Annotated in this window: 19 protein-coding genes; 4 read left to right on the plus strand and 15 right to left on the minus strand. The window is 73.3% G+C overall.

The window, feature by feature from the left end:
* Window positions 1-77: 77 nt before the first annotated feature.
* The 8 genes from WMF29_RS27355 to WMF29_RS27390 form a co-directional block, all read right to left on the minus strand.
* A complete protein-coding gene (locus WMF29_RS27355; RefSeq protein WP_012237707.1) occupies window positions 78-776 on the minus strand; it encodes a LolA family protein in 699 nt (232 codons plus the stop codon).
* A 284-nt stretch (window positions 777-1,060) separates the two neighbouring features.
* Window positions 1,061-1,600, minus strand: a complete 540-nt coding sequence (gene ruvC / locus WMF29_RS27360) for a crossover junction endodeoxyribonuclease RuvC (protein WP_272093995.1) — start codon at window positions 1,598-1,600, stop codon at window positions 1,061-1,063.
* A 4-nt stretch (window positions 1,601-1,604) separates the two neighbouring features.
* Window positions 1,605-3,113 carry an FAD-binding oxidoreductase gene (locus WMF29_RS27365; RefSeq protein WP_437323081.1) on the minus strand — a complete coding sequence of 503 codons (1,509 nt, stop codon included), beginning with the start codon at window positions 3,111-3,113 and terminating at the stop codon, window positions 1,605-1,607.
* A gap of 156 nt (window positions 3,114-3,269) precedes the next feature.
* On the minus strand, window positions 3,270-5,486 hold the full coding sequence (locus WMF29_RS27370; protein ID WP_437323082.1) for a hypothetical protein: 2,217 nt from the start codon (window positions 5,484-5,486) through the stop codon (window positions 3,270-3,272).
* Window positions 5,483-5,677, minus strand: coding sequence for a hypothetical protein (locus WMF29_RS27375; RefSeq protein ID WP_437323083.1), 195 nt, complete (start codon window positions 5,675-5,677; stop codon window positions 5,483-5,485). The genes WMF29_RS27370 and WMF29_RS27375 overlap by 4 nt, the downstream gene beginning before the upstream one ends.
* A gap of 254 nt (window positions 5,678-5,931) precedes the next feature.
* Window positions 5,932-7,476: a PQQ-dependent sugar dehydrogenase gene (locus WMF29_RS27380; RefSeq protein WP_437323084.1), complete on the minus strand. Its 1,545-nt coding sequence runs from the start codon at window positions 7,474-7,476 to the stop codon at window positions 5,932-5,934.
* An 879-nt stretch (window positions 7,477-8,355) separates the two neighbouring features.
* Window positions 8,356-9,516 (minus strand): hypothetical protein, encoded by a 1,161-nt coding sequence (locus WMF29_RS27385; RefSeq protein ID WP_437323085.1) that lies wholly within the window; start codon window positions 9,514-9,516, stop codon window positions 8,356-8,358.
* A gap of 29 nt (window positions 9,517-9,545) precedes the next feature.
* A complete protein-coding gene (locus WMF29_RS27390; protein WP_437323086.1) occupies window positions 9,546-11,096 on the minus strand; it encodes a protein kinase domain-containing protein in 1,551 nt (516 codons plus the stop codon).
* 179 nt (window positions 11,097-11,275) lie between these two features.
* On the opposite strand from WMF29_RS27390, the gene pdxH reads away from it, so the two are divergent.
* Window positions 11,276-11,896, plus strand: a complete 621-nt coding sequence (pdxH, locus tag WMF29_RS27395) for a pyridoxamine 5'-phosphate oxidase (RefSeq protein ID WP_437323087.1) — start codon at window positions 11,276-11,278, stop codon at window positions 11,894-11,896.
* 100 nt (window positions 11,897-11,996) lie between these two features.
* Here pdxH and WMF29_RS27400 read toward each other — a convergent pair whose 3' ends face one another.
* Window positions 11,997-12,350 (minus strand): HNH endonuclease, encoded by a 354-nt coding sequence (locus WMF29_RS27400; RefSeq protein WP_437323088.1) that lies wholly within the window; start codon window positions 12,348-12,350, stop codon window positions 11,997-11,999.
* A 171-nt stretch (window positions 12,351-12,521) separates the two neighbouring features.
* Here WMF29_RS27400 and WMF29_RS27405 point away from each other — a divergent pair, with 171 nt between their 5' ends.
* Entirely contained in the window at window positions 12,522-12,935 is a 414-nt protein-coding gene (locus WMF29_RS27405; protein WP_437323089.1) for a secondary thiamine-phosphate synthase enzyme YjbQ, read from the plus strand.
* A gap of 77 nt (window positions 12,936-13,012) precedes the next feature.
* Here the strand turns inward: WMF29_RS27405 and WMF29_RS27410 are convergent, their stop codons facing one another.
* Window positions 13,013-13,471: a globin domain-containing protein gene (locus WMF29_RS27410; protein ID WP_272094004.1), complete on the minus strand. Its 459-nt coding sequence runs from the start codon at window positions 13,469-13,471 to the stop codon at window positions 13,013-13,015.
* 328 nt (window positions 13,472-13,799) lie between these two features.
* On the opposite strand from WMF29_RS27410, the gene norR reads away from it, so the two are divergent.
* Window positions 13,800-15,377 (plus strand): nitric oxide reductase transcriptional regulator NorR, encoded by a 1,578-nt coding sequence (norR, locus tag WMF29_RS27415; protein WP_437323090.1) that lies wholly within the window; start codon window positions 13,800-13,802, stop codon window positions 15,375-15,377.
* Window positions 15,378-15,477: 100 nt separating this feature from the next.
* Here norR and thpR read toward each other — a convergent pair whose 3' ends face one another.
* Window positions 15,478-16,065 (minus strand): RNA 2',3'-cyclic phosphodiesterase, encoded by a 588-nt coding sequence (gene thpR, locus WMF29_RS27420; RefSeq protein WP_437323091.1) that lies wholly within the window; start codon window positions 16,063-16,065, stop codon window positions 15,478-15,480.
* Window positions 16,066-16,092: 27 nt separating this feature from the next.
* Window positions 16,093-18,030 (minus strand): M2 family metallopeptidase, encoded by a 1,938-nt coding sequence (locus tag WMF29_RS27425; RefSeq protein ID WP_437331174.1) that lies wholly within the window; start codon window positions 18,028-18,030, stop codon window positions 16,093-16,095.
* 533 nt (window positions 18,031-18,563) lie between these two features.
* Between WMF29_RS27425 and WMF29_RS27430 the strand changes: the two genes are divergently transcribed.
* Complete coding sequence (locus WMF29_RS27430; protein WP_437323092.1) at window positions 18,564-19,604, plus strand: phosphatase domain-containing protein; 1,041 nt, start codon at window positions 18,564-18,566, stop codon at window positions 19,602-19,604.
* 83 nt (window positions 19,605-19,687) lie between these two features.
* Here WMF29_RS27430 and WMF29_RS27435 read toward each other — a convergent pair whose 3' ends face one another.
* The 3 genes from WMF29_RS27435 to WMF29_RS27445 form a co-directional block, all read right to left on the minus strand.
* A complete protein-coding gene (locus WMF29_RS27435) occupies window positions 19,688-20,530 on the minus strand; it encodes a glutathione S-transferase family protein (RefSeq protein ID WP_437323093.1) in 843 nt (280 codons plus the stop codon).
* 168 nt (window positions 20,531-20,698) lie between these two features.
* Window positions 20,699-22,168, minus strand: coding sequence for an alpha-amylase family glycosyl hydrolase (locus tag WMF29_RS27440; RefSeq protein ID WP_437323094.1), 1,470 nt, complete (start codon window positions 22,166-22,168; stop codon window positions 20,699-20,701).
* A 195-nt stretch (window positions 22,169-22,363) separates the two neighbouring features.
* The gene (locus tag WMF29_RS27445) at window positions 22,364-23,287 is read right to left on the minus strand and encodes an MYXO-CTERM sorting domain-containing protein (RefSeq protein ID WP_437323095.1); all 924 of its coding nucleotides are present in this window, start codon (window positions 23,285-23,287) and stop codon (window positions 22,364-22,366) included.
* Between the last annotated feature and the right edge of the window lie 85 nt (window positions 23,288-23,372).

Raw genomic sequence — 23,372 nt, forward strand, 5'->3', positions numbered from 1 at the left:
GAGTTTCACGCGCTGTCGGGGGTCGGCGGGGTAACGCGGCAGCAGCCTCTCCACGCCGGAAACGTGGCGGGAGAACGTCAGGGGCGGACGACGCGCGTGCCCGGAGGAGGCGTGAAATCGAACTCGGTCTTCCCGACCGGCTGATTCACGACCGGCGACGAGAAATCGAACCGGTTCCGGTTGCCCTGCGCGTCGAGGATCAGCACGCGGCGGACCTGGTTGGTCTGCCCGTCCACGTAGAGGAGCATCTTCTGATACGCAGGGGTCGCCTCCTTCGGCGTGCCCTCGAGGACATAGCCGCCCTCGAACTTCATCTGCGCAGGATCGAGCAGTCGCAGCGAGAAATCCTTCGTGAGCTGCCCCTTGCCCATCAAGAACGCGAGCGCCGCCGGATACTGAGAGCCCTTCACCGGGGTCTCGAACATCTGCTCGTTGTCCTTCTCGTAGACCTTGATCGTGACGCCGTCGGAGACGACCCGGTTTCCGTTCGGCGCGTCGTAGATCCAGCTCATCTTGCCCGGCTTCTCGAAGGTCACCTTGCCGGTGGAGACCTTCTTCACGTCCTGGACCTTGATCGTGTAGGTCTGGGTGAAGCTCGCCTTGAAGGTCTTCGTGGAGTCGTAGAACTGCTGGACGCGCCTGCCGAGCTCTTCGGCGGTGGGACCCGCGGCCTGGGACTCGCCGGCGGTCGCGAGCGTCGCGAGCACGACCGTGAGGGGCGCCGTCAGCCCGATGAGGCACGCGGCGGCGAGGCGGTTGAGTGAGGTTCGCGTCATCCTTCCCGATCTCCTTTGATGTCCAGAGGCGTGTCGCCCCCGCTCGTCGGCGACGGGGGCGCCGGCGATGCACCGCCGGCTCCGTGCCCTGGCGCCGCACCCTCGCTGAAGCCGGGGCGCGCCGCACGATTTTCATGTTGGACGCGGCGCGGGAGCGTCCGATGCAGGCTCCATAGCACACGGGATGTGCGCCCGGACCGCCCCCGCCGGCCCCCAGCCACGCAGTCAACCGAGGCGCCGCGCCTGGCGTCCCCACGTGCGACCAGGGAGCCGCGTCGGCCCGCTCAACCGAGGCGCGCCCGTCGCGGCCGGGCGCGGCGCGGGACGGGCGCGCCCGACGCCGCAAGCGCGGCCGCGAAGCCCGCGGCGCTGAGGTGGGTCATCGCGATGGCCAGCGCGTCGGCCGCGTCCGGCCGCGGGGGGGCGGCGAGGCGCAGGACCGCGGTCATCACCTGCGCGACCTGCGCCTTCTCGGCCGCGCCCCGGCCGACGATCGTCCGCTTCACCAGCGCCGGCGGATACTCCGAGATCGGCACGCCCGCGCGCGCCAGCCGCAGCAGCACGACCCCGCGCGCGTGGCCGAGCTTCGCCGCGCTCTGCGCGTCCTTGGCGAAGAACAGGCTCTCCACCGCGGCCGCGTCGGGCGCGAGCGACGCGATCACCTTGCCGAGCTCGTCGTCGATCTCCACGAGCCGGCCGGCGAACGTCCCGCTCGTGTCGATGTCGATGACGCCGTGCGCGACGTGCTCGATGCGCGTGCCCTGCCGCACGAGCAGGCCCCAGCCGAGGTGGCGCGAGCCGGGATCGATGCCGAGGACCCGCATCGGCTCAGCACGCCCCGTGCGAGGGCGCCACGACGTGGGTCGGGAAGCCCGGCGCGCGCTCGGGCCCCCCGTCTCGCTCGCCCCGCTCGGCCGCCTCGAGCGTCCGCCGCGGGAAGATCTTGTGCGGGTTGAGCAAGCCCTTCGGGTCGAACAGCGCCTTGATCTTGCGCTCGATCGCGATGAGCTCCGGCGACTGCTCGAGCGCGAGGAAGTCCGCTTTCGACGTCCCGATGCCGTGCTCGCCGCTCAGCGTGCCGCGCATGCCGATCACCGCGCGGAACAGGCGCGACAGCGCCGTCTCCACCTGGGGGACGAGGTCCGGGTCGTTCCAGAGCAGGTTGACGTGGAGGTTGCCGTCCCCGGCGTGGCCGTACGTCAGCATGCGGACGCCGGTCGCCGCCGAGATCTCCGCGACCTCGTCGAGCAGCGCCGGGATCTTGTCGCGCGGGACCACGACGTCCTCCGAGATCTTGTAGCGCGCCATGGCGCGCGTCGTGGGCGAGAGCTGGCGGCGCGCCTCCCAGAGCCGCTCGCGCTGCGCCTCGTCCTGCGCGACGAGCACGTCGAGCGCCCCGGCATCCATGCAGACCTCCCCCACGCGCTCGGCCTGGACCTCGCAGTCCGCGGGCTCGCCGTCGACCTCGATGATCAGCATCGCGCCCGCGCGCTCGTCGACCCCGACGCCGCGCGCGCGGACCGCGTCGAGCGTGGGGCGATCGAGCAGCTCGAGGCAGCGCGGGACGACGCCGGCGGCGACCAGGGCGCTCACCGCGCGCCCGCTGGCGCGCACGTCCGGGAACAGGCAGAGCAGCGTCATGATCGACGGGGGCTTCGCGATGAGCCGGAGCGTCGCCTCCGTCGTGATCGCCAGCGTGCCCTCGCTGCCGACGAGCAGCGCCGTGACGTCGTACCCCGTCACGCCCTTCACCGTGCGCCGGCCGGTGCGGAGGCGCGTGCCATCGATGAGGATCGCGTCGAGCCCGAGCACATACTCGCGCGTGACGCCGTACTTGAAGGCGCGCGGGCCGGCCGCGTTCTCGGCGATGTTGCCGCCGAGTGCGCACATCTTGAGCGAGTTCGGATCGGGCGGGTAGAAGAGCCCCTCGGCCTCGACGGCCGCGTGCAGGTCGGCGAGGATGACGCCCGGCTCCACGACCGCGATCTGCTCCTCACGGCTGATTTCCTTGATGGAGTTCATGCCGATCGTGGCGATGACGATCCCGCCCCCCACCGGCACCGCGCCGCCCGACTTGCCGCTGCCAGCGGCGCGCGGCACGACCGGCACCTCCGCCTCGCTCGCCGCCCGCACCGCCTTCTCGATGTCGGCCGCCGAGGACGCGAGCACGACCGCATCCGGGCTCACCGGCGGCTGATCCGACTCGTCGCCCGCGTAGGCCGCGCACCCGTCGGCCGACGTGATGACCTTCGAGGGGCCGAGCGCGCGCTCGAGGAGCCGGCGCGCCTTGTCGATGGCCGACGCCGACGGGCGGGGGAACGTGGGGTGCTGTCGCATCTCCCCCATTTACCGCGGATCGCGCGGCGATGCTGGGCGGATCCGCGCGGGCGGCCTCAGGGCTGGCCGCGGCCGAGATCTGGTTCGCGGACACGCGCGCCCCGCGCGGCGTGCCCTCGGTCTGCCTGCCAGCGGGCGCGCGGACGCGCCGCGCGATCAGAGCAGATCGAGGAAGGCGAGGAGCGCCTCGATCGCGCCGGCGTCCAGCGCGACGAGGCCCTCGCCCGCGGGCGCGCCGTCATGGAAGAAGGCGCCCGGCGCAGCGGCGGCGGCCGCGCCGCGCTGGTCGCCGGCGGCGCGGCCGCCCGTGTCCTCGAAGCGCGCCCGCTCGAGCACCTCGCGCAGCGTCTTCGCGGAGCCGTTCGTGAAGTAGGGCCGCTTCTTGTAGAGCCGCCGGAGCGACGGCACCCGCGCGCCTTCCTCGTGCACATACGGCACGACGCCGGTCTTCTCGTATCCGGCCCTCCCCCACACGATCGCGCCCTCGGGCGCGAACACGAGCGCCTCCCAGCGCTCGAACGGCGCCGCGGAGCCGGGATCGTCGCTGCGGAGCACCGGCGCGTGGCAGCGAGCGCAGCGGTCCCGGAACACCCGGGCGCCGTCGCGCTCGAGCGGGGTGAAGCTCGTTCGGCCGAGGGCGGCGGGGTTCGCGCGGTGCGAGAACGCCATGAGGAAGCCCATGAGCGCGCGGCGGAGCGCCTCGGGCGACCGCGCATCGCGCCCGCCGTCGACGAGCCCGAGATCGGCGAGCCACGGCGCACCTTCGCTCGAGATGGAGAACCAGGGGTCGTGGCCGCTCAGCGCGCCGGCGACGCGGAACTCGTTGTCCGCCACCGCGGTGAGATCCGGATCGAGGGCGCGGGAGAAGTGGGGGCGGTTGTTGAACAGACCGAGCAGCGGCTTGGTCGTGGCGCGCACGTCGCCGCGGCCCGTGTGGTGCGTGCGGCCGTCGACGTAGCCCTCGAAGTGGCACGTCTCGCACGTGAACCGGCTGAGCGGGCCGTCGGCCTTGTTCCACGGGGCCATCAGCGAGGTGAAGAAGAGCGCCTCGCCGATACGGATCTCGTCGGAGCGGGCGTCCTCGCCGTCCCGGACCGGCTGCTTCACGACCGCGCCGTCGCCTGCGTCGAGCAGCCACGCGTCGAGCAACGGGTTCGCGTAGGCGAAGGCGCCCCCGCCGAGCGCGGCCATGGCGGCCACGCCGGGGGCGAGCGGGCGGGTGGAGACCTCCGGCGCGCTCCCGAGGCCAGCGTCCGTGGCGCGAAACAGGAGCTCGGCCCTGCGATCGCCGCCATAGCCGGTCGCCATCACGCGCACGCCGCTCGAGCCGGGGATCGCCGAGAGCGCGATCGCCTTCGGGGTGAGCACGCCGAGCTCCGAGACGTTCACGGTCGAGAGGCGCGTCACCTCGGGCCGGGCGCCGGCGGCGACGCGGTAGAGGAAGACGAACGAGTCGATGTATCCGAACGAGCCGCCGGTCCGGTCGAGCGGGTGATCTTCGACCCCGCCAGCCGCGAGCAGGAGCCCGCCCCCGGCGCCGACCGTCTCGAGCGCGTCGAAGCTCCAGATCGGGCCGTCGTGGCGGACGCGCGCCGCGCCGCCCGGGAGCAGGCGGCCGTCGGCGCCGACCGGGAGCACGACGAGCGTGTGGTCGAGGAGGCAATCGACGATCAGGTGATGCGCGAGGCGCACGACGCGGAACGGCCCAGCGCCGATCGGCTCGTCCCAGCGCTCGACCTCGACGCGTCCGTCCGCGCCGGCGTGACCAGGGCGCAGCGTGACGAGCGTGCCGGCGCGCTCGTCGAGCGCGTAAAGGAGGCCCTCGGGGCCGGCCGCGAGGTCCCGGACGCCGTGGAGGCCCGCGAGCTCGATGCGCCCCGCGGGCTCGAGCGAGGCGCCGCGGACGGCGTAGCGGAAGAGCGAGGGCGACGCCTCGCCGCTCGCGAAGACCTCGCCGGTGGGCATGACCGCGACCCCTGTCGGCGAGGCCGGCGCGGGGGCGCGGGAGAGCTCGCGAAGCGACGCGTCGAGCAGGACGAGCGCGTCGCGGCCACGGAGCGGAGAGAGCAGCGCGGGCGCGCCCGGCGCGGCGGGCCGGCCCAGCGGATCCACGGGGCGGAGCGCGATCGGGTCGGGCCCGAACAGCCGGTCGGAGCTGGGTGCGCGGGAGAAATCGGCCTCCGCTCGGCGCGCCGCCTCGAAGCGCCGCAGCGGCTCGAGCGGGTCCGGATCGGGGCCACCGCCGTGGACCGGCGGCGCAGGGCGGCCGTCGCACGCCAGGGCGGTCAGGCCGAGCGAGAGCGTGAGCGCGAGGCGGACCGCGGCCCTGCGCCTGCGCCGCGGGGCAGCGGGCCGAGCCGCCGCGCCGATCACCAGCCGCCGGTGCTCGCCGGCTTCGCGGTCTCGGCCGGCGCCGCCTTGTCCGGCTCGGCCTTGTTGGGCGCGGGCTTCGCCGCCTCGGTCGTGGCCGCGGGCTTCGCCTCGGGCGTCGCCTGGGGCTTGCCCTCGCAGCCGAAGAGACACATGGCGCCGAGCGCCACAAGCACTGTCAAGACATTCTTCATGGGACTCCTCCTGAACGAGCGGGGCAAGCGAAGCACATCCGCTGGGCGCTCGAAAGGGGGGCGCGCCGTCCGCTGCCATCGGAGGCGGCGCGACGGCGGCTGCGCAGGGTTGGCTGCGTCGGCGGAGGCGGAGCGGGCGAGCTTGGCCGCCCGCGTGCAAGAACGTTGCAAGAACGCGCAGAAGCGTGAGGGAGCTCGCGCGCTGGATCCAGGGCCGGGCGCGAGATCCGGCGCCCGCGCCCTGGGCGGCCTGGTCAGGTCCCGGGAACGATCTTCACCAGGCTGTTGCGGTTCGCGACGAAGTATAGCTCGCCGTCGTTGTCCTCGACGACCGCGGTGAGCGCGTTGAAGGTCGGCAGGTTGCCCTGACGCGTGAACGCCGGAGCGTTCGGCGCGTTCGGATCGGGGTTCTTGTTGATGACCGTGATGGGCGACGTCTGCGCCCCGCACTGCATGAGCGCGCCCATTTTCCCGCCGGTGTAGTCGCCGAACAGGTAGACGCCCCGGAGCTGCGGCACCTGGCTGCCCCGGTAGACGAATCCGCTGACGACCGACTTGTAGTCGCGGAACGGCCCTGTCGCGCTCTGCCGCCGATCCATGTCGGTGATGGGCGGGGTGTGCGTATCGCCCGCGCGCATGGTGCGCCCCTGGCAGGTATCCGCGTGGGTGCCTTCCCACTTCGGCCAGCCAAAGTTCAGCCCCGAGGTGCCGGCAGGAACGTAGTCGACCTCCTCGTAGCTATCCTGGCCGACATCGCCGATGAAGAGGTCGCCCGTCCCCCGGTCGAAGGTGAAGCTATACGGGTTGCGCAGACCATAGTGCCAGACCCGCGAGGCCGTGCCGTCCAAGGGATTGCCGGCCGCGGCGTACGGCTCGGCAGCATTCGGATCGAGGCGCAGGATCTTGCCGAACAGCGAGGCCGGGTCCTGCGACCCGCCCGGCTTGTCGCTGTTGCAGGACCCGCCCCCGTCGCCCGTGCCGACGTAGAGCATGCCGTCGGGCCCGAACACGATATGGCCACCGTTGTGATTCACCGCGGACGCGTCGAGCCGCAAGATCGTCTTCGCCGAGTTCGCGTCCGCCACGTAAGGATCGCTGGACCGCTTGTACTCGACCACCATGTCACGGTTCATGTTCGTGCCCGTGGTCGCCGTCATCATGATGTAGAACTTGCCGCTCGTCGCGTAGTCGGGCGGGAACGCCATGCTGATGACCCCGCGCTCGTCGTCGAAGGTGCCGGAGCTGAGCTGGATCTGACTGCTCACGTCGAGGAAGACCCCGCTGCGCAGCTGACCGCCGGAGAACACGCGGATCTGCCCGGTCTGCAGCACGAGATACCAGTCGCTCGACCCCTTTGGCTGAGCGGCGTAAACCAGCTTGTCCACGCCGGTGACGACGGGAGCGAGCGCCAGCTTCCCGACGTCGGGCGCCGCGCTGGCATCGCACTCCACCGGGTCGCCGCCGCCGGCGCCGGAGCCGCCCTGTCCGGCGGTGGTCCCGGACGACGACGTGGTGCTGCTGCCACCGCCGGAGCCGGAGCCGGAGCCCGAACCAGAGCCGGAGGCGGCGTCGGAACCAGAGCTGGAGCCGGCGCCTGCGCCGGAGCTGGAGGCGGAGCCAGCGCCGGCCCCCGTCCCCGTCTGCGTACCGGAGGAGCCCTGGTTCCCTCCGCTCGTCACGGAGTCGCCAGAGCTGGTCGCCCCGTCGTCGCTGCACGCACCGGCGCCCAGCGCGAGACACGCGCCGCCACCCAGCGCGAAGGTCATCCACAAAGCCAAGGTTGAACGCTGTTTCGTCATGGGACGCATTCTATACATGACAAGCGCCGTGGCGCACTCATGAACTACTGCCGGGCGAAAGAACAGGACATCGGAGCCCGGCTAAGCGGGTGACGGATCATGCCTGCAGAACGTCAACACGCGCTCGCCTGGCCGGCCGACGGCGTGCGTTTGCTCGATGCGAGCTCGGCGACGCCGGCCGGGCTCCTCTCTCCATGGCCTGTGGGCTCAAGGACCTTCGACAGGGTTGCTCGCCCGATCGCCGCCGCAATCGAGCAATGGGAGAACAGCGCCCCTCGACCGGCGTCGAGCAGCATTGCCCAACTTTTGATCAGCCGTTCAGATGAAATGCACCTGGCGCACGCCGGCGCGGGCCTTGGATGCGCTGCTCACTCGCTGAGGCGGATATTTGAAACAGAGCGGTACGTGCGAGTCCCCGAGGTCCGGTCGGGGCCGGGCTATATTCCCGTCCAGGACCCTTCTGATCATCGCCTGCGACGGATCATCGCTCGCCACACCCTCGCCACCGGAGCTCGCTGGCCGGCGCGCAGCGTCACCAGCAAGCCAGCCGCGCCGCGCCATAGCGCTACGGCGCCTGGCTCAGCGCGCCGGACGAGCCCGGCGGAGAGACGTGCTCCGTTTCACGCGTGCGCCGCAAACGATGCCGGCCGACTCGGCATCATCGATCCAGCTCATCGCACGGCGCCACGTCGGAGAGGCGATCCGTGTCAATCGGGGCGCCGCGTCGAACGCCGGTATCCTCCGGGCGCCCTCGCTCACTCCGGCTCTCCTCTGTCATCGGTGCCAATCGACACACCCGGCTCGATGCCGGACGTCGTGGGGCATCCCGCGAGCGCCGCCGCTGCGACGACGCCCCCTCCTGCTCCCAGGGCGCTCCGCTCAGAGAGTGCCCGCGATCCACACGCTCCCGGGGCCCAGGCCGACGCGCGCGCTCCAGGGCGCGTCGGCCGTCGGCCCGCGGCCGCGCGCGGACGCCGCTGCGGCATCAGGCGCAGACGGCGCGGTGATCCAGAGGATCGCCCCGCCCACGGCGAGGGCCGCCCCTGCGATGAACACCGCCGTCCCGATGTTGCCCTTCGCGACCGCATCGTCGCGCAGATCGAGGCCCGTCTGATCGACGCAGCGGCCCGCCTCGTCGCAATGGCCGCCGTCGGTGGCCTTGTCAAACGTCGATTTCGCCATGAAGCCGAGCGCCGTGCCGACGCCGAGCCCGACCACGCCGAGCCCGACCCCCACCATGCCAAGCGGCTTGCGGACGCTCCCCCCCTCCGCCGAGGGCGGGTCGCTCCCCGGCGGATGGACCGGGGGCGGCGACGCGACCGCCGGGGCCGGCGCGCCGCTCGATCCCGAGGCGGAGGCCGGCTCCGTGGTGCGCTCGAGCGCCGGCACCGTGACGCTCACCACGCCCGGCTTGTCGATCGTGACCTTCGCCTCCCAGGGCTCGTGCCCAGGCGCGGCCGCGGCGATCCGATGCTCACCCGGGTCGAGCGGCACCGCCGTCCCCCAGAGCGCCCTGCCCACGGCGACCCCGTCCCGCGTGAGGCCCAGCCCCGCGATCGCCGCCGCCGGCGGGACCACGATCTGCAGGCGGGAGAGCCGCGGCTCGAGCGCGGCGGCCCGGGCGCGCGCCACCCGCTCCCGCTCCGTCTGCCCGGCCGAGAGCGAGGCGGCCGCGACGTCGCGGAAGCCGATCCACGCCGTCGCGATCTTGCCGGTGCGCTCGTAGCAGTCAGAGAGGTTGAAGAGGGTGCCGATGCCCGGGTCGATCGCATGGCTCTCGGCGAACTTCGGACAGGCCTCGGCGTGCTTCCCCGCGGCCATCAGCGCGCGGCCCTCGTCGAACAGCGCGACCGCAGCGGCGCGCTCCTCCCGGGTCGGCTCGGCGGCGCGCGCGTCCGGCGCGAGCGAGGCGAGCGCAGCGAGCGCCGACAGGAGCGCTGCCGCTCGACGGCGACCGGCCCCGGCCAGCGGCGCGCGGGAGACCACCGCAGGTCGGCCGGACTCCGGACAGAGGCTCGAGAGACGACGATGGCAAAGCAAGACGGCACCTCTCCTGGGCTCACGGGATGTCATCGCGGATCGGAAAAGAGGTCTTGCGGCGCAGTCGACGAGGGGCGGGTCGGCGGCGTCCGCCCCGACGGCCGCGCGCCCTTCGACGATGCCATCGGCCGCGGCGCCGCAGACCCGCTCTCGGTCGGCCGCGCGGTCGCGAGCTCGGAGACGGGCGCTTCAGGCGGCGGCGCAGGGCCGCCGTCGAGGAGCTCGGCCGCCTTGCCCACAGCCAGATCTGCCGCGGGCACCGCCGCGTCGCGCGAGGGCGCCTCCGGCGCCAGGGGCGCCTCCGGCGCCAGCGAGGACGCCGACGCCGCATGCGGCGCCCCACCCGACGCGGGGGCGCGGAGCGCGAACCACACGAGCCACGCGAGCCCCGCGGCGCCCACGAGCGCCGCCGCGAGGGCCGCCGCGATCCCGAGGGCGCGCGCCCCGCCGCCCTGGCGCGACGAGGCGCGCGTGCCGCCCCAGGAGCGATCCGTGGCCGCGCCGTCCGAGAGGAGCGCCGTGGGCGCGCCATCCCACGCGGAGCCGGCCGCCACGCCCTTCCCACCCGAGTCGCTGGACGACGGCGTCGCGGGCCCGGGCGATGTGGAGGTCGAGCGCCGGGGTGGCCCGGGCGCGCGGCCCGCCTCGGCGCTCGCGTCGAGGCGGATCTGCAGCACGCGCGCGGCGCGGTCAGCCAGGTGCTGCGCGTGCGGCGGCGCGAACCGGGCGAGCTCGGCAGCGAGCTCGGCGATGTTGCCGAAGCGATCGGCGGGGCTCTTCTGGAGGCAGCGCTGGACCACCCAGCCGAGGCGCTCGGGCACGTCGGACCGCTGCGCGTCGAGCCGCGGCGGTCCCTCCAGGATGCGGTCGTAGATGGCCATCGCGGAATCGCCCCGGAAGGGGACGGCGCCCGTGAGCAGCTGATAGAGCATGGCGCCCATCGACCAGACGTCGGCCCGCACGTCGACGCTCTTCGAGGAGACCATCTGCTCGGGCGCCATGTAGAACGGCGAGCCCAGCATCGCCGAGCTCTCGGTCATGTCGTGCGCCTTGGGCGCGGCCGCCTCCGCCGCGAGGGCCATCTTGGAGATGCCGAAGTCGATGACCTTGATGAGCGGACTGCCGTCGGCCCGCTGGGTCAGGAACAGGTTGGCCGGCTTCAGGTCCCGATGGATGATGCCGAGCGCGTGCGCCTCCGCGAGCGCGTCGCACGCCTGGAGCAGGTAGTCGCAGGCGAGCGCGACCGGGAGCGGCCCGCGGTCGCGCAGGACGGCCTTCAGATCGGTCCCCTCGAGGTACTCCATGACGAGGTAAGGCTCGCCGCGCGCGAGCGTGCCGACGTCGTACACGCGCGTCACGTGCTCGCTGCGGATGCGCGCCGCGACCTGCCCCTCGCGCAGGAAGCGGGCGACGAGGTCCGCGCGCTCGCGGGCCTCGGGCCGCAGAAACTTGATGGCCACCCGCTCGCCGAGCAGGAGATGGCGGGCGGCGACGACAACGCCCATCCCGCCTTCACCGAGGACGCGCTCGACCTCGTATTTCTCCGCGAGGACGTCCCCCACGCTCACCGGTACGACCATGCACGCCCTCGCTCTGCCCCTCCGCTAGTATCAAACCAGCGCGTGCGCGACAACGCGAGCTTTCCCGGAAATCGGCGAGGAGCAAGGGAAGCCGCCGCGCCGCCATTGTCCACCCGAGGTCGCGCGTGTCGCGCGCGCGCATCGCAGGTTCGCCAGCGGCGCGCTCTGCTTGTATATGCATGACGCAATTTCACCATGAGCACCGGTTCACCATGATCACCGAGCCGACCGATCCGTTCGTCCTCGCGCGCGAGCTCCTCGAGCAGCGGCAAACCACCGAACCGACCGACGCGACCGCCATGACGCTGGCCACGGCGGACGCGTCCGGGCGCCCCTCGGCGCGGATGGTGCTGCTGAAGGGCATCGACGATCGCGGGTTCGTGTTCTTCACCAACTACGAGAGCCGCAAGTCGATGGATCTCGCGGCGAACCCGTTCGCCGCGCTGTGCATCCACTGGGCGAAGGCCGCCGAACAGATCCGCGTCGAGGGGCGCATCGAGCGGGTCAGCGACGCGGAGTCGGACGCCTACTTCGAGACCCGCGCGCGGGGCAGCCAGATCGGCGCGTGGGCGTCCCGGCAGAGCGCGCCGCTGCCCTCGCGCGAGGCGCTCCTCGATCGGGTGCGCGAGATCGAGCTCCGCTTCGAGGGCCGGCCGGTGCCTCGGCCGGAGTTCTGGGGCGGCTACCGGGTGGTGCCGGAGCGCGTCGAGTTCTGGTACGGCCAGGAGAACCGCCTGCACGATCGCGTGGTGTACGTCCGCCACGGCGACGGCTGGCGCGTCGAGCGGCTCTACCCCTGAGCGCGGCGCCGCGAGGAGGGAGCCCTCGCGGCCGCGCGTCCGGATCCCGACGGGGCCTCCTGCGCGGGGGCCATGCCCGCACCGCCACGGCGGAGCGGCGCTACGTCCCGGCGCCGCGGAGGCGGCTCGCCTTGCGCTCCCTGAGCCGCTCGATCACCGCGACGAGCCTCGGGTCGTCGCGGCGCCGGACGTCGAGCCGCATGCCCTTCAGCGCGTTGCACCGGCCGCACGCGAGCGCCAGGTTGTCGAGCGCGTCCGTCCCGCCGTGCGCGCGCGGGACGATGTGCTCGATCGTCGCGCGCTGGATCGGCTCGCCGTCGAGGCCGACGACCACGTGCGACAGGCAATGGATGCACTTGCCCACCCACGCCGCCTGCCCCCGGATCTCGGTGCGCTCGAACGTCGCGTCGGTCGCCACGATATCGAGGATGAGCCGCCGCCGCGCCGCCTTCACGGCGCTCGATCGTAGTCCTGCGGCGCGGCGCCCGCACGCGGTTCGCGAAGGGCCTGGAGGTGGGCTATGGAGCCCGGGAGCCGGCGCGCGCCCGCGGCGGCAAGCCGCCGGGGCGCGATCGTCGATCACGCGCGCTCCGTCACGCTCCGTGACCCGCGCGGGGGAGAAGCCATGAAGTCGAAGACCGATTATTTCTACTTCGAGACGAAGGCCAGGCGCGAGCTCATCAACGTCACCGAGCGCGTCGCGGCCGTCGTCGCCGCCAGCAGCATCCGGGAAGGCATGGTCCTCGTGAGCGCCATGCACATCACCGCCGGCGTGTTCGTGAACGACCACGAGCCGGGCCTCTGGGAGGACATCTGGGCGTGGCTCCAGCAGCTCGCCCCCGAGGGGCCCGACTACAAGCACCACAGGACCGGCGAGGACAACGGCGACGCCCACCTCAAATCGATCCTCGTGCACCACCAGGTGATCGTGCCCATCACCGCGGGGAAGCTCGATCTCGGGCCCTGGCAGCAGATCTTCTACGCGGAGTTCGACGGCGGCCGGCGCAAGCGCGTCGTCGTGAAGGCGATGGGGGAGTGACGCCGCCGGCCGACGCGCGGGCTCCGCGGGCGACAACGTCGAGGGGGCTCGCCTCCCTGGCCGCCAGCGTGCGCGGCCTAGCCGCCCGCGTGCGCGGCGGGCGGCGGCGCGTGGGGCCTCGCGGCGCCGTACTCCCTCGCGCCGCGCTGCATGAGCGAGGCGATCGCGCCGAGCGCGTCGGTCCAGGCCTTCTGGTGCGCCGGGGACCAGTCCGCGGCCGCGACCTCGGCCATCGCGGAGATCAACGCGTCGGCGACCCAGGGGTACATCGCGTCCGTGACGCCGTAGTCGACGTGCTTCGCCCCCATCGCCATGAGCTTCTCCTCGAGCCACGACGCGTCCTCCAGGCGGTCGATGACCGCGGCGAGCGCCTCCGTGAGCATCTTCTCCTGCTGCTCCTGGCTATTGCGCCCGAAGAGCGGCTTCACCTGCGGATACCGAGAGAACAGGATCCCGTAGAAACGGTGCGTGAGGTTGGGCTCCCTCTCGATCACGAGCTCGAAGCTCTCCCGCAGCAAGCCAACGTTCAATCCCATGACAAACCTCCAGGCCGGGCGCTGCGCCCGTGCTAGCCATCGTCGGCGGTCGATTCGCCCGTCGGCGCGCGCTGGCCGAACGCGCTCGCACGGGCCGTGCCAGGGGCGTTTCTCCGCGGATCGCGTCGATCTCGCCGGCTCGGCGCGCCCGTCGACAAGCGGCGGTTTCCCATGGGAAACCCGGCCGGCTGCCGAGGGCGGCCGCTCCGGCGGCGCCCACCCGCGCGCCGGCCCGCCGCGCGCCTTGCTCCGCTGCACCTCACGGTGTTTCCTGCCGGAGTCTCCGACAGGAAACCTCCGTCGCACCCGTCTCCTCAGAGGAACCCGCGTGACCCTGCTCGACGCCGTGCTCAGCCTGTCGGAAGCGCCCGCCCGCGACGAGGCGCTGCAGCGGATCCTGCGCGCGCTCGCGCGGGTGACGGCGGCGGACGCGCTCTCGGTGCTCACGGCGGCGGAGGACGGCTCGGTCGGCGTCGCCGCCCAGATCGGGCTGTCGCCGGCCGCCCTGGGGATGAGCTTCCGGCCCGCAGAGCACCCGCGGCTCCGCAGGGCGACGCAGGCGGCCGGGCCGATCCGGTTCCTCGACCCGAGCGAGCCTGATCCCTACAGCGGCTGGCTGCTCGGCAGTCACGGAGAGATCCATCCGATCCACGCCTGCATGGCCGTGCCGCTGCACGTGCAGGGCCGCCTCGCCGGGCTGCTGACGCTGGACGCCTGCGATCCCCACGGCCTCCGCGGCCTGCACGACGACGACGCGCGCGTGTTCGCGGGGCTCTGCGCCGGCGCGCTGCGGCTCGACGCCGGCGCCGGGCTGCTTGACGCCCGCCCGGAGGCGCGCCGCGCGCTCGGCCCGGCGTCGAGGGGCCCGGCGCCGGCGAGCCGATCGGCCGCGATGCAGCGGATCGAGCGCGAGATCGCGGTGCTCGCCCCGCTGTCGGTGCCGGTGCTCGTCACGGGCGAGACGGGCGTGGGGAAGGAGCTCGTCGCCCGCGCGCTGCACGAGCGATCGCCCCGGGCGAGCCGGGCGCTCGTGATCGTCAACTGCGCGGCGATCCCCGCGCAGCTGGTCGAATCGGAGCTCTTCGGCCACAGGAGAGGCGCGTTCACCGGCGCCACGGCCGCGCGCGCCGGCAGGTTCGAGGCGGCGCACGGCGGGACGATCTTCCTCGACGAGATCGGCGAGCTCCCGCTCTCGGCGCAGGCGCAGCTCCTGCGCGCGCTGCAGGAGGGGGAGATCCAGCCCGTGGGCGAGGACCGGGCGCGCCGCGTCGACGCGCGGGTCGTCGCGGCGACGAACCGCGATCTCCGGCGGGAGGTCGCCGAGGGGCGCTTTCGCGCCGATCTGTTCCATCGGCTCTGGGTCTACCCGATCTGCGTGCCGCCCCTGCGCGAGCGGCGCGAGGACATCCCCGCCCTCTGCGAGCGCTTCGCCGCCGAGCTCGCGGCCGAGCTCGGCGCGGGGCGGGTGGACTTCACCGAGCCGGCGCTGAGCGCGCTCGCGCAGGGAGCGTGGCCGGGCAACGTCCGCGAGCTGAAGAACGCCGTGGAGCGCGCCGTGCTTCGCCGGACGATCTCGGAGGGCAAGAGCGCAGCCGGCAGGGCGATCGTCGTACGGAGCGAGGATGTCGACGCGATCGATGGCGACGCGCCGGAGCGCTCACCCGCCCCGCGGATCGAGCTCCCCGGGGAGCGGCTGCGGCTCGCGGACGCGCTGCAGGGGCAGCCCGTGGAGCCGCTGGCAGAGGCGCTCGAGAGGGCCCGCCGCGAGGCGTTCGCCCGAGCGTTCCGGGCAGCGGGCGGCAACGCGGCGACGGCCGGGCGGCTGCTCGGGCTGAGCCGATCGTTCGCCTACAAGGAGGCGGTGCGCCTCGGGCTCATCCCTCCGGCCGGGCCGCGCAAGCGCTGAGAAGCCCGAGCGGAGCCCGAGCGAGACGCCGTCCTCTGGAAGGACGGCGTGCAACACTCCCGCGAGCGGCGGCTCGCAGCACCTCGGCGGAGGACGACGCTCAGCGCGCCGGCTCGGGGGTGCCGATCCCTTCGAGCGGCACGCGCGCGAGCGCCGTGTAGCGCGCCCCCTTCGGGGTCAGCTCGCTCTGGTAGACGATGATCTCCTCGACCCGCGTCTCGCCGAAGTCGACGCTGCCGACCGCCTGAGCGCAGGCGTCAAGCGCCGGATCGCCGCGCGGATCGCGCGAGCGGGCAAGGGTGAGGTGCGGCTCGAACGGCCGGTCCTCCGGCACGTAGCCCGTCGACATCGAGAGCGTCTGCTCCAGGTCGCGGTGGATCGCGGTGAGGGCGCTGACCGCGCCGCCCACGCCGAGCCAGAGCACGCGCGGGCGGCGCCGCGTTCCGAACGCGCCGCCCTTTTCAATGCGCAACGTGAGCGGCCTGTGGAATGCGGCGACGCTCCCGGCGGCAGCGATGACGAGCGGCAGGCGCTCCTCTCCGATCTCGCCCATGAAGGCGAGCGTGATATGCAGCCCAGCAGGCTCCACCCACTTGGCGGACGGAGCCCGTGGCGAGATCTCCCGCAGGAGATCTCCGACCTTGGCGAGGAGCTCGGCTCCCGGATCAACGGCGACGAAGACGCGCACAGCTCACCTACGCTCACCCACGCTCAATTACCACCCACAGACTTCACCCTTGTTCTGCTCCTTGAGCCACCTCCGGAGCGGCTCGAAGTACTCCAGCATCGCGCCCGGATCGGCGGCGGTCTCCCCCGTCACCGCCTGCATCGCCTCCTGCCACGGGCGGCTCGCGCCGAGCGAGAGCATGGCGCGCAGCTTCTCGCCCGCCGCCGCGCTGCCGTGGATCGAGCACGTGTGGAGCGGCCCCGTGTGCCCGGCCGCCTTGCACAGCGCGCGGTGGAACTGGAACTGGTAGATGTGCGCGAGGAAGTAGCGCATGTACGAGACGCCCGCCGCGACGTGGAACTTCGCCCCCGGGTCGAAATCGGCCTCGCTGCGCTGCACCGGCGGCGCGACGCCCTGGTACTTCAGCCGCAGCGCCCACCACGCCGCGTTGTAGTCGGCCGGCTTCGTCCTGCCCGAGAAGACATCCCACCGCCACTGGTCGATGAGCTTGCCGAACGGGAGGAACGCGATCTTGTCGAGCGCCTTCTTGAAGAGGAAGTTGATGACCCCCTTCTCGTCCTGGGACACCCTGTCGAGCAGCCCCAGCGACCTCAGGTAGCTCGGCGTCACGGAGAGGGCCAGCGTGTCCCCGATCCCCTCGTGGAAGCCTTCGTTGGCGCCCGATTGGAAGAGGATCGGGAGCTTGTAGTACTGGTGGAAGTAATAGACGTGCCCGAGCTCGTGGTGGATCGTGATGAGATCCTCCTCGCTCGGCTCGATGCACATCTTGAGGCGGAGATCGTCCCGGTCGCCCACGTCCCAGGCGTTCGCGTGGCAGACGACCTCGCGGTCGGCCGGCTTCCTGAGCAGCGATCGCTCCCAGAAGGTCGCCGGCAGCGGGTCGAACCCGAGCGAGGTGAAGAACCGCTCGCCGAGCGAGACCATCTTCTTCTCGTCGAGCTTCTTCGCCTTGATCTTCCGCGTCACGTCGAGCGAGGGCTGGCCCTTGTACGGCTCCATGAGCGCGTAGACGTTCGACCACTCCTGCGCCCACATGTTGCCGAGGAGGTGCGCCGGGATCGGGGCCTTCTCGCCGATCCTGTCCTTGCCGTAGATCGCGCGCAGCCTGGCGCGCACGTAGCAGTGCAGCTCGTCGTAGAGCGGCTTCACCTTGCCCCAGAGCCGCTCGGTCTCGGCCTCGAACGCGTCGGGGGGCATGTCGTAGCCGGCTCGCCAGAGCGCGCCGACGTCCGGGAGGCCGAGCTCCGCCGCCCCCTTGTTGCCGAGGGCGACGTAGCGCTCGAACTTCGGCCGGAGCGGCGGGGCGATCGCGTGCCAGCCCGCCCACGCGTCGAGCAGCTCGTCCCAGTCACGGCTGGTCTTCAGGATGCTGGAGAGCTCGTCGAGCGCGAGGCACTTCGGCTCGGCCCCTGCGCCCGCGGGCGCAGCCCCCCGGGCTGCGGTCGTCGCCCGCCCTGGCCTGGCCTTCGGGCAGTGCTTGCCCTTGCCGTACAGGCTCGTCATCTCGACAGAGAGCGCGGCGAGCTCGGCGCGCTGCGCCGGGTCGCTCGGAGCCGGAAGGGAGGTCGAGATCTTGAGGAGCGCCAGCTGGCGGGAGACATCCGCGGGCAACGCGAGCCCGTCGAAGCGCGCCGCCGCCTTGATCGTGCGGCTCAGGTACTCCATGCTCGCCTCCTCGGCAGAGGCGGCGAGCGCGTCGGTGTCGTCCGTGAGGTAGGTCTGGTTGACCCAGGACGCGCGCGCGGACTGGATCCGCAGCCTGCGCAGCTCCCGGTCGACGGCGGCCACGAAGGCCTGCGCCTCGGCCGGGCCGGGCGGCGCCGCCTGCTGGGGGGCAGCCTCCGGCCGGGCCCCCACGGGCGCCGGGGTCGCGGGCGCCTCCTCACCTTGGCGCGGCGGCGCTGGCGCCGTCGTCGGCGAAGCCGCGCCGCTGCACGCCGCGCCCAGCCCGAGCGCGACGAGCATCAGCGGACGCGCGATGGCCGTCCGGGCGAGGGCAAAGCGGACCACGGGCCCTTCATACACGCCGGACCGTGCCGAGGGAACCAGGAGCGACGTGCGATCGTCGGGGCGCGGCCCCGCCGCGCCGCCCCTCGGGATCCACCCGCCCCTCGGGATTCACCCGCACCGTCCGCTGTTCACCTGCACCACCCGCCCGTCGCGCGGCTCGGCGCGACCAGGACGAACCACCCCGCGGTGACGGCTGCCATGCGGCGGGGAACTGCCGTTACAATGCGCACCCACCATGAGGAATGCCCTCGCGCCCAGGCCCACGATCTCGGCGGTCCTCGGCCTCGCCGCCACCGCCCGCCCGGCGCCCCGCTCGCCCGCAGGACGGGCGAGCGGCCGCCGCCCGACGGCCCGATGCAGCTGCTCCCGGTTGCCTCGCAGCGCGAGGCGGCGAAGCGCTGCGACGAGCTGCGACCTCGACGCGAGGTGCAGGCCGATGCCCCACCCCGAGGCGCAAGCCACGACCTCCTGCGCACCGAGCGACGGCTATGAGTGAGCTCGAAAATTTCTCGTTCGTGATCCCCGGCGAGCTCGCCGGCATGGCCTACCCCCACGCGCCCCAGGCGGTCGAGGAGCTCGCGGAGCTCGGCTTCCGCAGCCTGGTGTCGCTCTCGCGCCGGGCGCCGCCGCCTGCGGCGGTGGGCCCGCTCATCCACCTGCATTGCCCGCTCGCCGACTTCACGCGCATCCCGAGCGTGGACCTCCTCCGCGCCGTGGCGTTCCTCGGCCGGGCGCCGCGGCCGATCGCCGTTCACGGGGAGGGCGGCGTCGGGCGCACCGGCGTCGTGCTGGCGTGCCGCCTCGTGTCGCTGGGCAGGTCGGCTGCCGAGGCCATCGCCGAGGTGCGGCGCGTGCGGCCGGGCTCCATCGACGACCCCGAGCTCGAGGTGTCGGTCGCGGAGTTCGAGCTGTTCTACCGGAGCGCGCACGAGCAGATGACGCCGGCCCCCTTCAACTTCGCGCCCGCGTCGCCGCTCGACCGGATCGTCCACGGCGCGGAGCGGCCCGGCTTCGGGATGGCGCTCTGGTCGGCTTCCGGGATCCGCTCGTCGGTGGTCGCAGCGCCGAGCTCGGCCTCACAGCCGGATCCGAGCGACGCGCCCGTCGAGGCGTGGCTCGCCTTCATGGCGCGGCACGGCATGCGCGAGGTGCTCTGCCTGCTCGACGAGGGAGAGCTGGCGCTCCACCGGATCCCGCTCCTCGGCCGCTACCAGCGCGAGTTCCTCCGGGTGACGCACGTGCCGCTCGAGGGGGGCGCGCTCCCCTCGCCCGACGCGCTGGAGCGCGCGCTCGACGCGCTCAGGCGCGCCGAGTCCAGCGGCGCGCCCGCCGTCGTGCACTGCGCGTCCGGCGCGGGCCGCGCGGGCGTCGTGCTCGCAGCGTGGCTGCGCGCCCGGCACGGCCTCTCCCCCGAGGCGGCGATCGGCGCGGTCCGGGATCACGCGCGGCACTTCGGCGCGCACCGCGACCCGCTGAAGGCAGGGCCGGCGGCGCGCGATCTCATCGCGGGCGTGCCGGCGCTCGCGTGAGCGCGCCGCCCGCGTGAGCGCGCCGCTCACGTGAGCGCGCAGGCCGGCATCGGCGCCGGCCCACGCCCAGGCGGCTTCGAGCGTCACCCGCCGGCGCTTGGTCCGGGCCTCGCGCGCCGGTGCTCGCGGTACATGCGCAGGGCGAACGCGCCGGCCGGCTCGCCGCGGAGCCCTTCGACGAGCGCGCGGAGATCGGACGGCAGCTCGGAGGGCGGCGGGAGCGGCGACGGGTGGTGCTCGGGCGCGAGCAGCGGCGCGGCGAGCGCGGCGAACGAGAGATCGGCCGCCGAGAACCGGTCGCCGACGAGGAACGGGCGCCCATCGCGCAGGCGCTCGTTCACCGCGTCGAAGACCGCGCGGACCTTGCCGCGCGAGCGCTCGGCGGCGGCGGCGTCGATGCGCATGGCGCGCTTCATGACCGCCCGCGCGACCGGGTAGTACGCGCGGAAGGTGCCGCGCCCGAACCACCAGGGCGGCGCCGCGCCGGCGCCCTCGAGCGAGCGGAACGACCCGCCCATCAAGGCGAACGCGCCCTCCGCGTCGGGCAGGAGGTGAAAGTACGCGACGCGGCGGGTCGCGGGGCCGAGGTCGACGTCGAAGCGCTCCTCGAGCGCCTCGACCTCGGCGCGGCCCGCGGCGGGCTCGCGGGAACCCTGGAAGAAGAGCGCGCGCTCCGGCGGCACGAGCGTGTCGGCGTAGCGCAGGATGTCGGTCGAGTCGTGGAGCACGCCCGCCGGCGAGACGAGCACCGGGACGGAGCGGCGCCCGCCGGCCCGCAGCGCCGGGAGCGCGTGGGCGAGCGGGAGGTAGGCGTCCTCCCGGTACGGCGCGCCGGCGCGATCGAGCGCCCACCGCGCCTTCTCGCAGAAGTGGCTCCAGGGAATGGTGATGAGGCGGAGGGGCGCGCCCGCGCCAGGATCAGACATCAGATCTCCAAGGGCTATCGCGGGGCGCATCTTCGTGCGCTGCGGGCGCAGCCGCGTCGTTCGGCTCGCTGCGGCGTACTTTCGTACGCCTCACTCGCCTGCCTAGCGGCTGAGCCCGCATCACACGAATCTGCACCCCGCTATGGGAAGACCCGGGCGCGACGCGCCTCAGCGCCGGATCTCGAAGAGGTGGATGCCGTACGCGGGGAGCTCGACGCCGAGGCCGCGCGACAGATCGACGAGCTCGTCGCCGTCGCGCGGGTGCTCGTTGCCGGTCATGAGGTCGGCGAGCAGGACCTTGCGGCCGGCGATGCCGGCGATGTCGAGCGGGATGCGGCACCCGCTGCGCGACGGGGCGAAGTTGATGACCGCCACGAGGGGCGCTGCGCTCCTGGGCGCGCCGGTGGCCGGGAGCGGCTCCCACCGGTACGCGACGAACGCGTCGGCGCCCGGCCCGCGCGCGGTGAGCGTGGCGAAGCTCCCGGTGCGCAGGATGGGGCGGCGCACGGCCGCGAGCAGCCGCTCGTGGAAGGCGAGGCAGGCCTGATCGACCGGCTCCTCGGGGGCGCGGGCGAGGTGCAGCGAGGCGCGCACCGTCCGCCCCTCGAGCTGGCCGTGGTGGATGAACCGCATCCCGGGCACCGTCGCCGCGATGAACTCGGCGGCCCGGCGCCGATCCGGGGGGAGCACGGCCGCGATGCGCGGCTCGTCGTGGTGCTCGATGAAGCGGACGCTCCGCCGCTGGTAGTCGGGCGTCGCCGCGAGGTGGCCGCGGACCGACGACGCGGAGGCGTGGCTCAGCCGATCGTAAAGGCTCTTGTCGAAGGTGTAGTCGAACCCGAGCATCTGCAGGCGCCACTCGAGATCCCAGAAGGCCTCGGCGATGAAGACGAAGCTCGGGTGGTCGCGGCGTACGGCGTCGATGGCCTCGGCCCAGAACTCGCCGGTGGCCTCGGCCTTCCGCTCCGCCGGCGGGCGCTTGGACCACGTGCGCCGGAAGACGTCGTCGAGCACCAGCATCGCCATGTCGCAGCGGACACCGTCGCAGCGCGACGCGACGCTGCGGAGCGCCTCGACGGACGCGGCGCGCGTCGCCGCGAGGCGGTAGTCGAGCTGGGCCGTGTCGGGCCACGGCGGGATGTAGGGATCGCGCCCGCTGAGCGGGGCGCCGTCGTCGCCGGCGATGAAGAGCTCGGGCTTCTCCGCCACCCAGTGGTGATCGCGCGCGACGTGGTTGGGGACGAAGTCGAGGATGACCCCGATGCCGCGCGCCGCGAGGCGCCGGCGCAGATCTGCGAGGCCGGCGTCGCCGCCGAACGCGGGGCTCACCTCGTAGCGCGCGACCGCGAACGGGGAGCCCGCCACGTCGGCCTCGGTCCAGTCCGGCAGCACGCGGTCGTACTCGGCGCGCAGATCGGGATCCGTGAGCGAGCGGCGCGGGCCCTCCTCGCCGAGCGTCCACACGCCCATCAGGTGCACGTAGTCGACCCCGAGCGCGGCGAGCCGGTCGAGCGCCGCGTCGGGCACGCTGGCGAGCGTCACCCTGGCCTTGGCGGCGCGCGAGAGCTCGTGGAGCCAGACGCGCACGAAGATCGCGTACAGCAGGGGGTGCTGGTGGGCAGGGACTAGGGAGCTCATCGATTGGATTGGGGACGGCGGGCCCGCGAGGGAGTCGCGGACAGCGGACGTCGGCGGAGGATTGTCTGCGGGCTCGGGTGGTCCCTGCAAGGGCGATCACGATGTGCTGCAGGCGCGGCCGGCCGAGGCCGCGCGCGAAACGTCCAGCACAGAGGCTGCCTCGCTCGATCCCGGGCGCTCGCGGCGCAGGCGCTGTCAGGCGCGGCGCGCGCGGCGCTCGCTGCGCCTTCGCGCGAGCGCGGCGGCCGCGCCGAGGGCGACGAGCGGCAGGGCGAGGGGCGTCGCGGCCTCGTCGGGCGAGAGCCGGCAGCCGCAGCCGCCCTGCTTGGGCTCCACCGGCGGCGGCGCCTCGGTGGGCGGCGCGTCGTCGACGGGCGCCTCCGCCTCGGCGGCGCCTTCCGCGGGCGCGCCCTCGGATGCCTCTTCCTTGGCGGGCTCGTCGCTCTTCTCGGCCTCGGCCTTGCCCGCCTTGTCGTCCTTCTTTTTCTTCTCGCCGCTGAAGACGATCGCGCGGCGATCGATGACGGGGTTGTCGCCCTGGAGGGTGATCTTCTGCTTCTGACCCATCTGCACGCCGTCGCCCGCGCGCTTGATCACGAGCTCGTACTCGCCGGCCTCGAAGCCCCGATCGCGCCGGATGACGAAGTCGAACTTGGTGATCGCAAAGACCTTGCCGCTGCTGTCGGAGAAGCCGACGTCCATGCTCTCGTTGATCGACTGCTGGTTCTGGAGCGGGATGCGGACGAGGATCGGCGTCTCGGGCGACTTGTCGGTGAGCGCTCGCTCGTAGTGCACCGTCGGCGTGAACGAGAACAGCATCGGGATGTGCCCGAGGTGCGGCATCGCTCCGTAGTTCATCGTCATCTTGAGCTTCCATCGGCCGTCGTCCTCCTTGGGCGAGCGGTCGACGATGGTGACGGTGCCCGCCGCGTGCGCGGCGCTCGCGGGCAGCCACGCCCCGATCAGCGCGAGCGCGGCGGCGACCACGCGCGCGGCGAGGAAGAGGCGGCGCGCCGCGCCGGGCTGGGTCGCGGCGGGGCGGGCGTGAGGACGCTCGGCGCGCGGACGCCGCGCGCCGAGCTGAGACAGGGGACCGGTTCGAGATCGGGCGGTTCGCATACGCGGCACGCTACCAGGGATTTCGCGGCAACGAGACGCGGACGAGAGGGCCGGCGGCGCGGACGAAGAGGGCCGGCGGCGCGGA

Source organism: Sorangium sp. So ce381 (assembly GCF_051473845.1).
GTDB classification, from domain to species: domain Bacteria; phylum Myxococcota_A; class Polyangia; order Polyangiales; family Polyangiaceae; genus Sorangium; species Sorangium atrum.

What these genes read in the sequence shown, in the direction of transcription:
- WMF29_RS27445 (WP_437323095.1), bottom strand. Translation starts at nt 23,287, where the DNA reads ATGCGAACCGCCCGATCTCGAACCGGTCCCCTGTCTCAGCTCGGCGCG.
- WMF29_RS27430 (WP_437323092.1), top strand. Translation starts at nt 18,564, where the DNA reads ATGAGTGAGCTCGAAAATTTCTCGTTCGTGATCCCCGGCGAGCTCGCC.
- WMF29_RS27380 (WP_437323084.1), bottom strand. Translation starts at nt 7,476, where the DNA reads ATGACGAAACAGCGTTCAACCTTGGCTTTGTGGATGACCTTCGCGCTG.
- ruvC (WP_272093995.1), bottom strand. Translation starts at nt 1,600, where the DNA reads ATGCGGGTCCTCGGCATCGATCCCGGCTCGCGCCACCTCGGCTGGGGC.
- WMF29_RS27375 (WP_437323083.1), bottom strand. Translation starts at nt 5,677, where the DNA reads ATGAAGAATGTCTTGACAGTGCTTGTGGCGCTCGGCGCCATGTGTCTC.
- WMF29_RS27435 (WP_437323093.1), bottom strand. Translation starts at nt 20,530, where the DNA reads ATGTCTGATCCTGGCGCGGGCGCGCCCCTCCGCCTCATCACCATTCCC.
- WMF29_RS27355 (WP_012237707.1), bottom strand. Translation starts at nt 776, where the DNA reads ATGACGCGAACCTCACTCAACCGCCTCGCCGCCGCGTGCCTCATCGGG.
- WMF29_RS27410 (WP_272094004.1), bottom strand. Translation starts at nt 13,471, where the DNA reads ATGGGATTGAACGTTGGCTTGCTGCGGGAGAGCTTCGAGCTCGTGATC.
- WMF29_RS27390 (WP_437323086.1), bottom strand. Translation starts at nt 11,096, where the DNA reads ATGGTCGTACCGGTGAGCGTGGGGGACGTCCTCGCGGAGAAATACGAG.
- WMF29_RS27425 (WP_437331174.1), bottom strand. Translation starts at nt 18,030, where the DNA reads ATGCTCGTCGCGCTCGGGCTGGGCGCGGCGTGCAGCGGCGCGGCTTCG.
- WMF29_RS27365 (WP_437323081.1), bottom strand. Translation starts at nt 3,113, where the DNA reads ATGCGACAGCACCCCACGTTCCCCCGCCCGTCGGCGTCGGCCATCGAC.
- pdxH (WP_437323087.1), top strand. Translation starts at nt 11,276, where the DNA reads ATGACGCAATTTCACCATGAGCACCGGTTCACCATGATCACCGAGCCG.
- WMF29_RS27440 (WP_437323094.1), bottom strand. Translation starts at nt 22,168, where the DNA reads ATGAGCTCCCTAGTCCCTGCCCACCAGCACCCCCTGCTGTACGCGATC.
- WMF29_RS27405 (WP_437323089.1), top strand. Translation starts at nt 12,522, where the DNA reads ATGAAGTCGAAGACCGATTATTTCTACTTCGAGACGAAGGCCAGGCGC.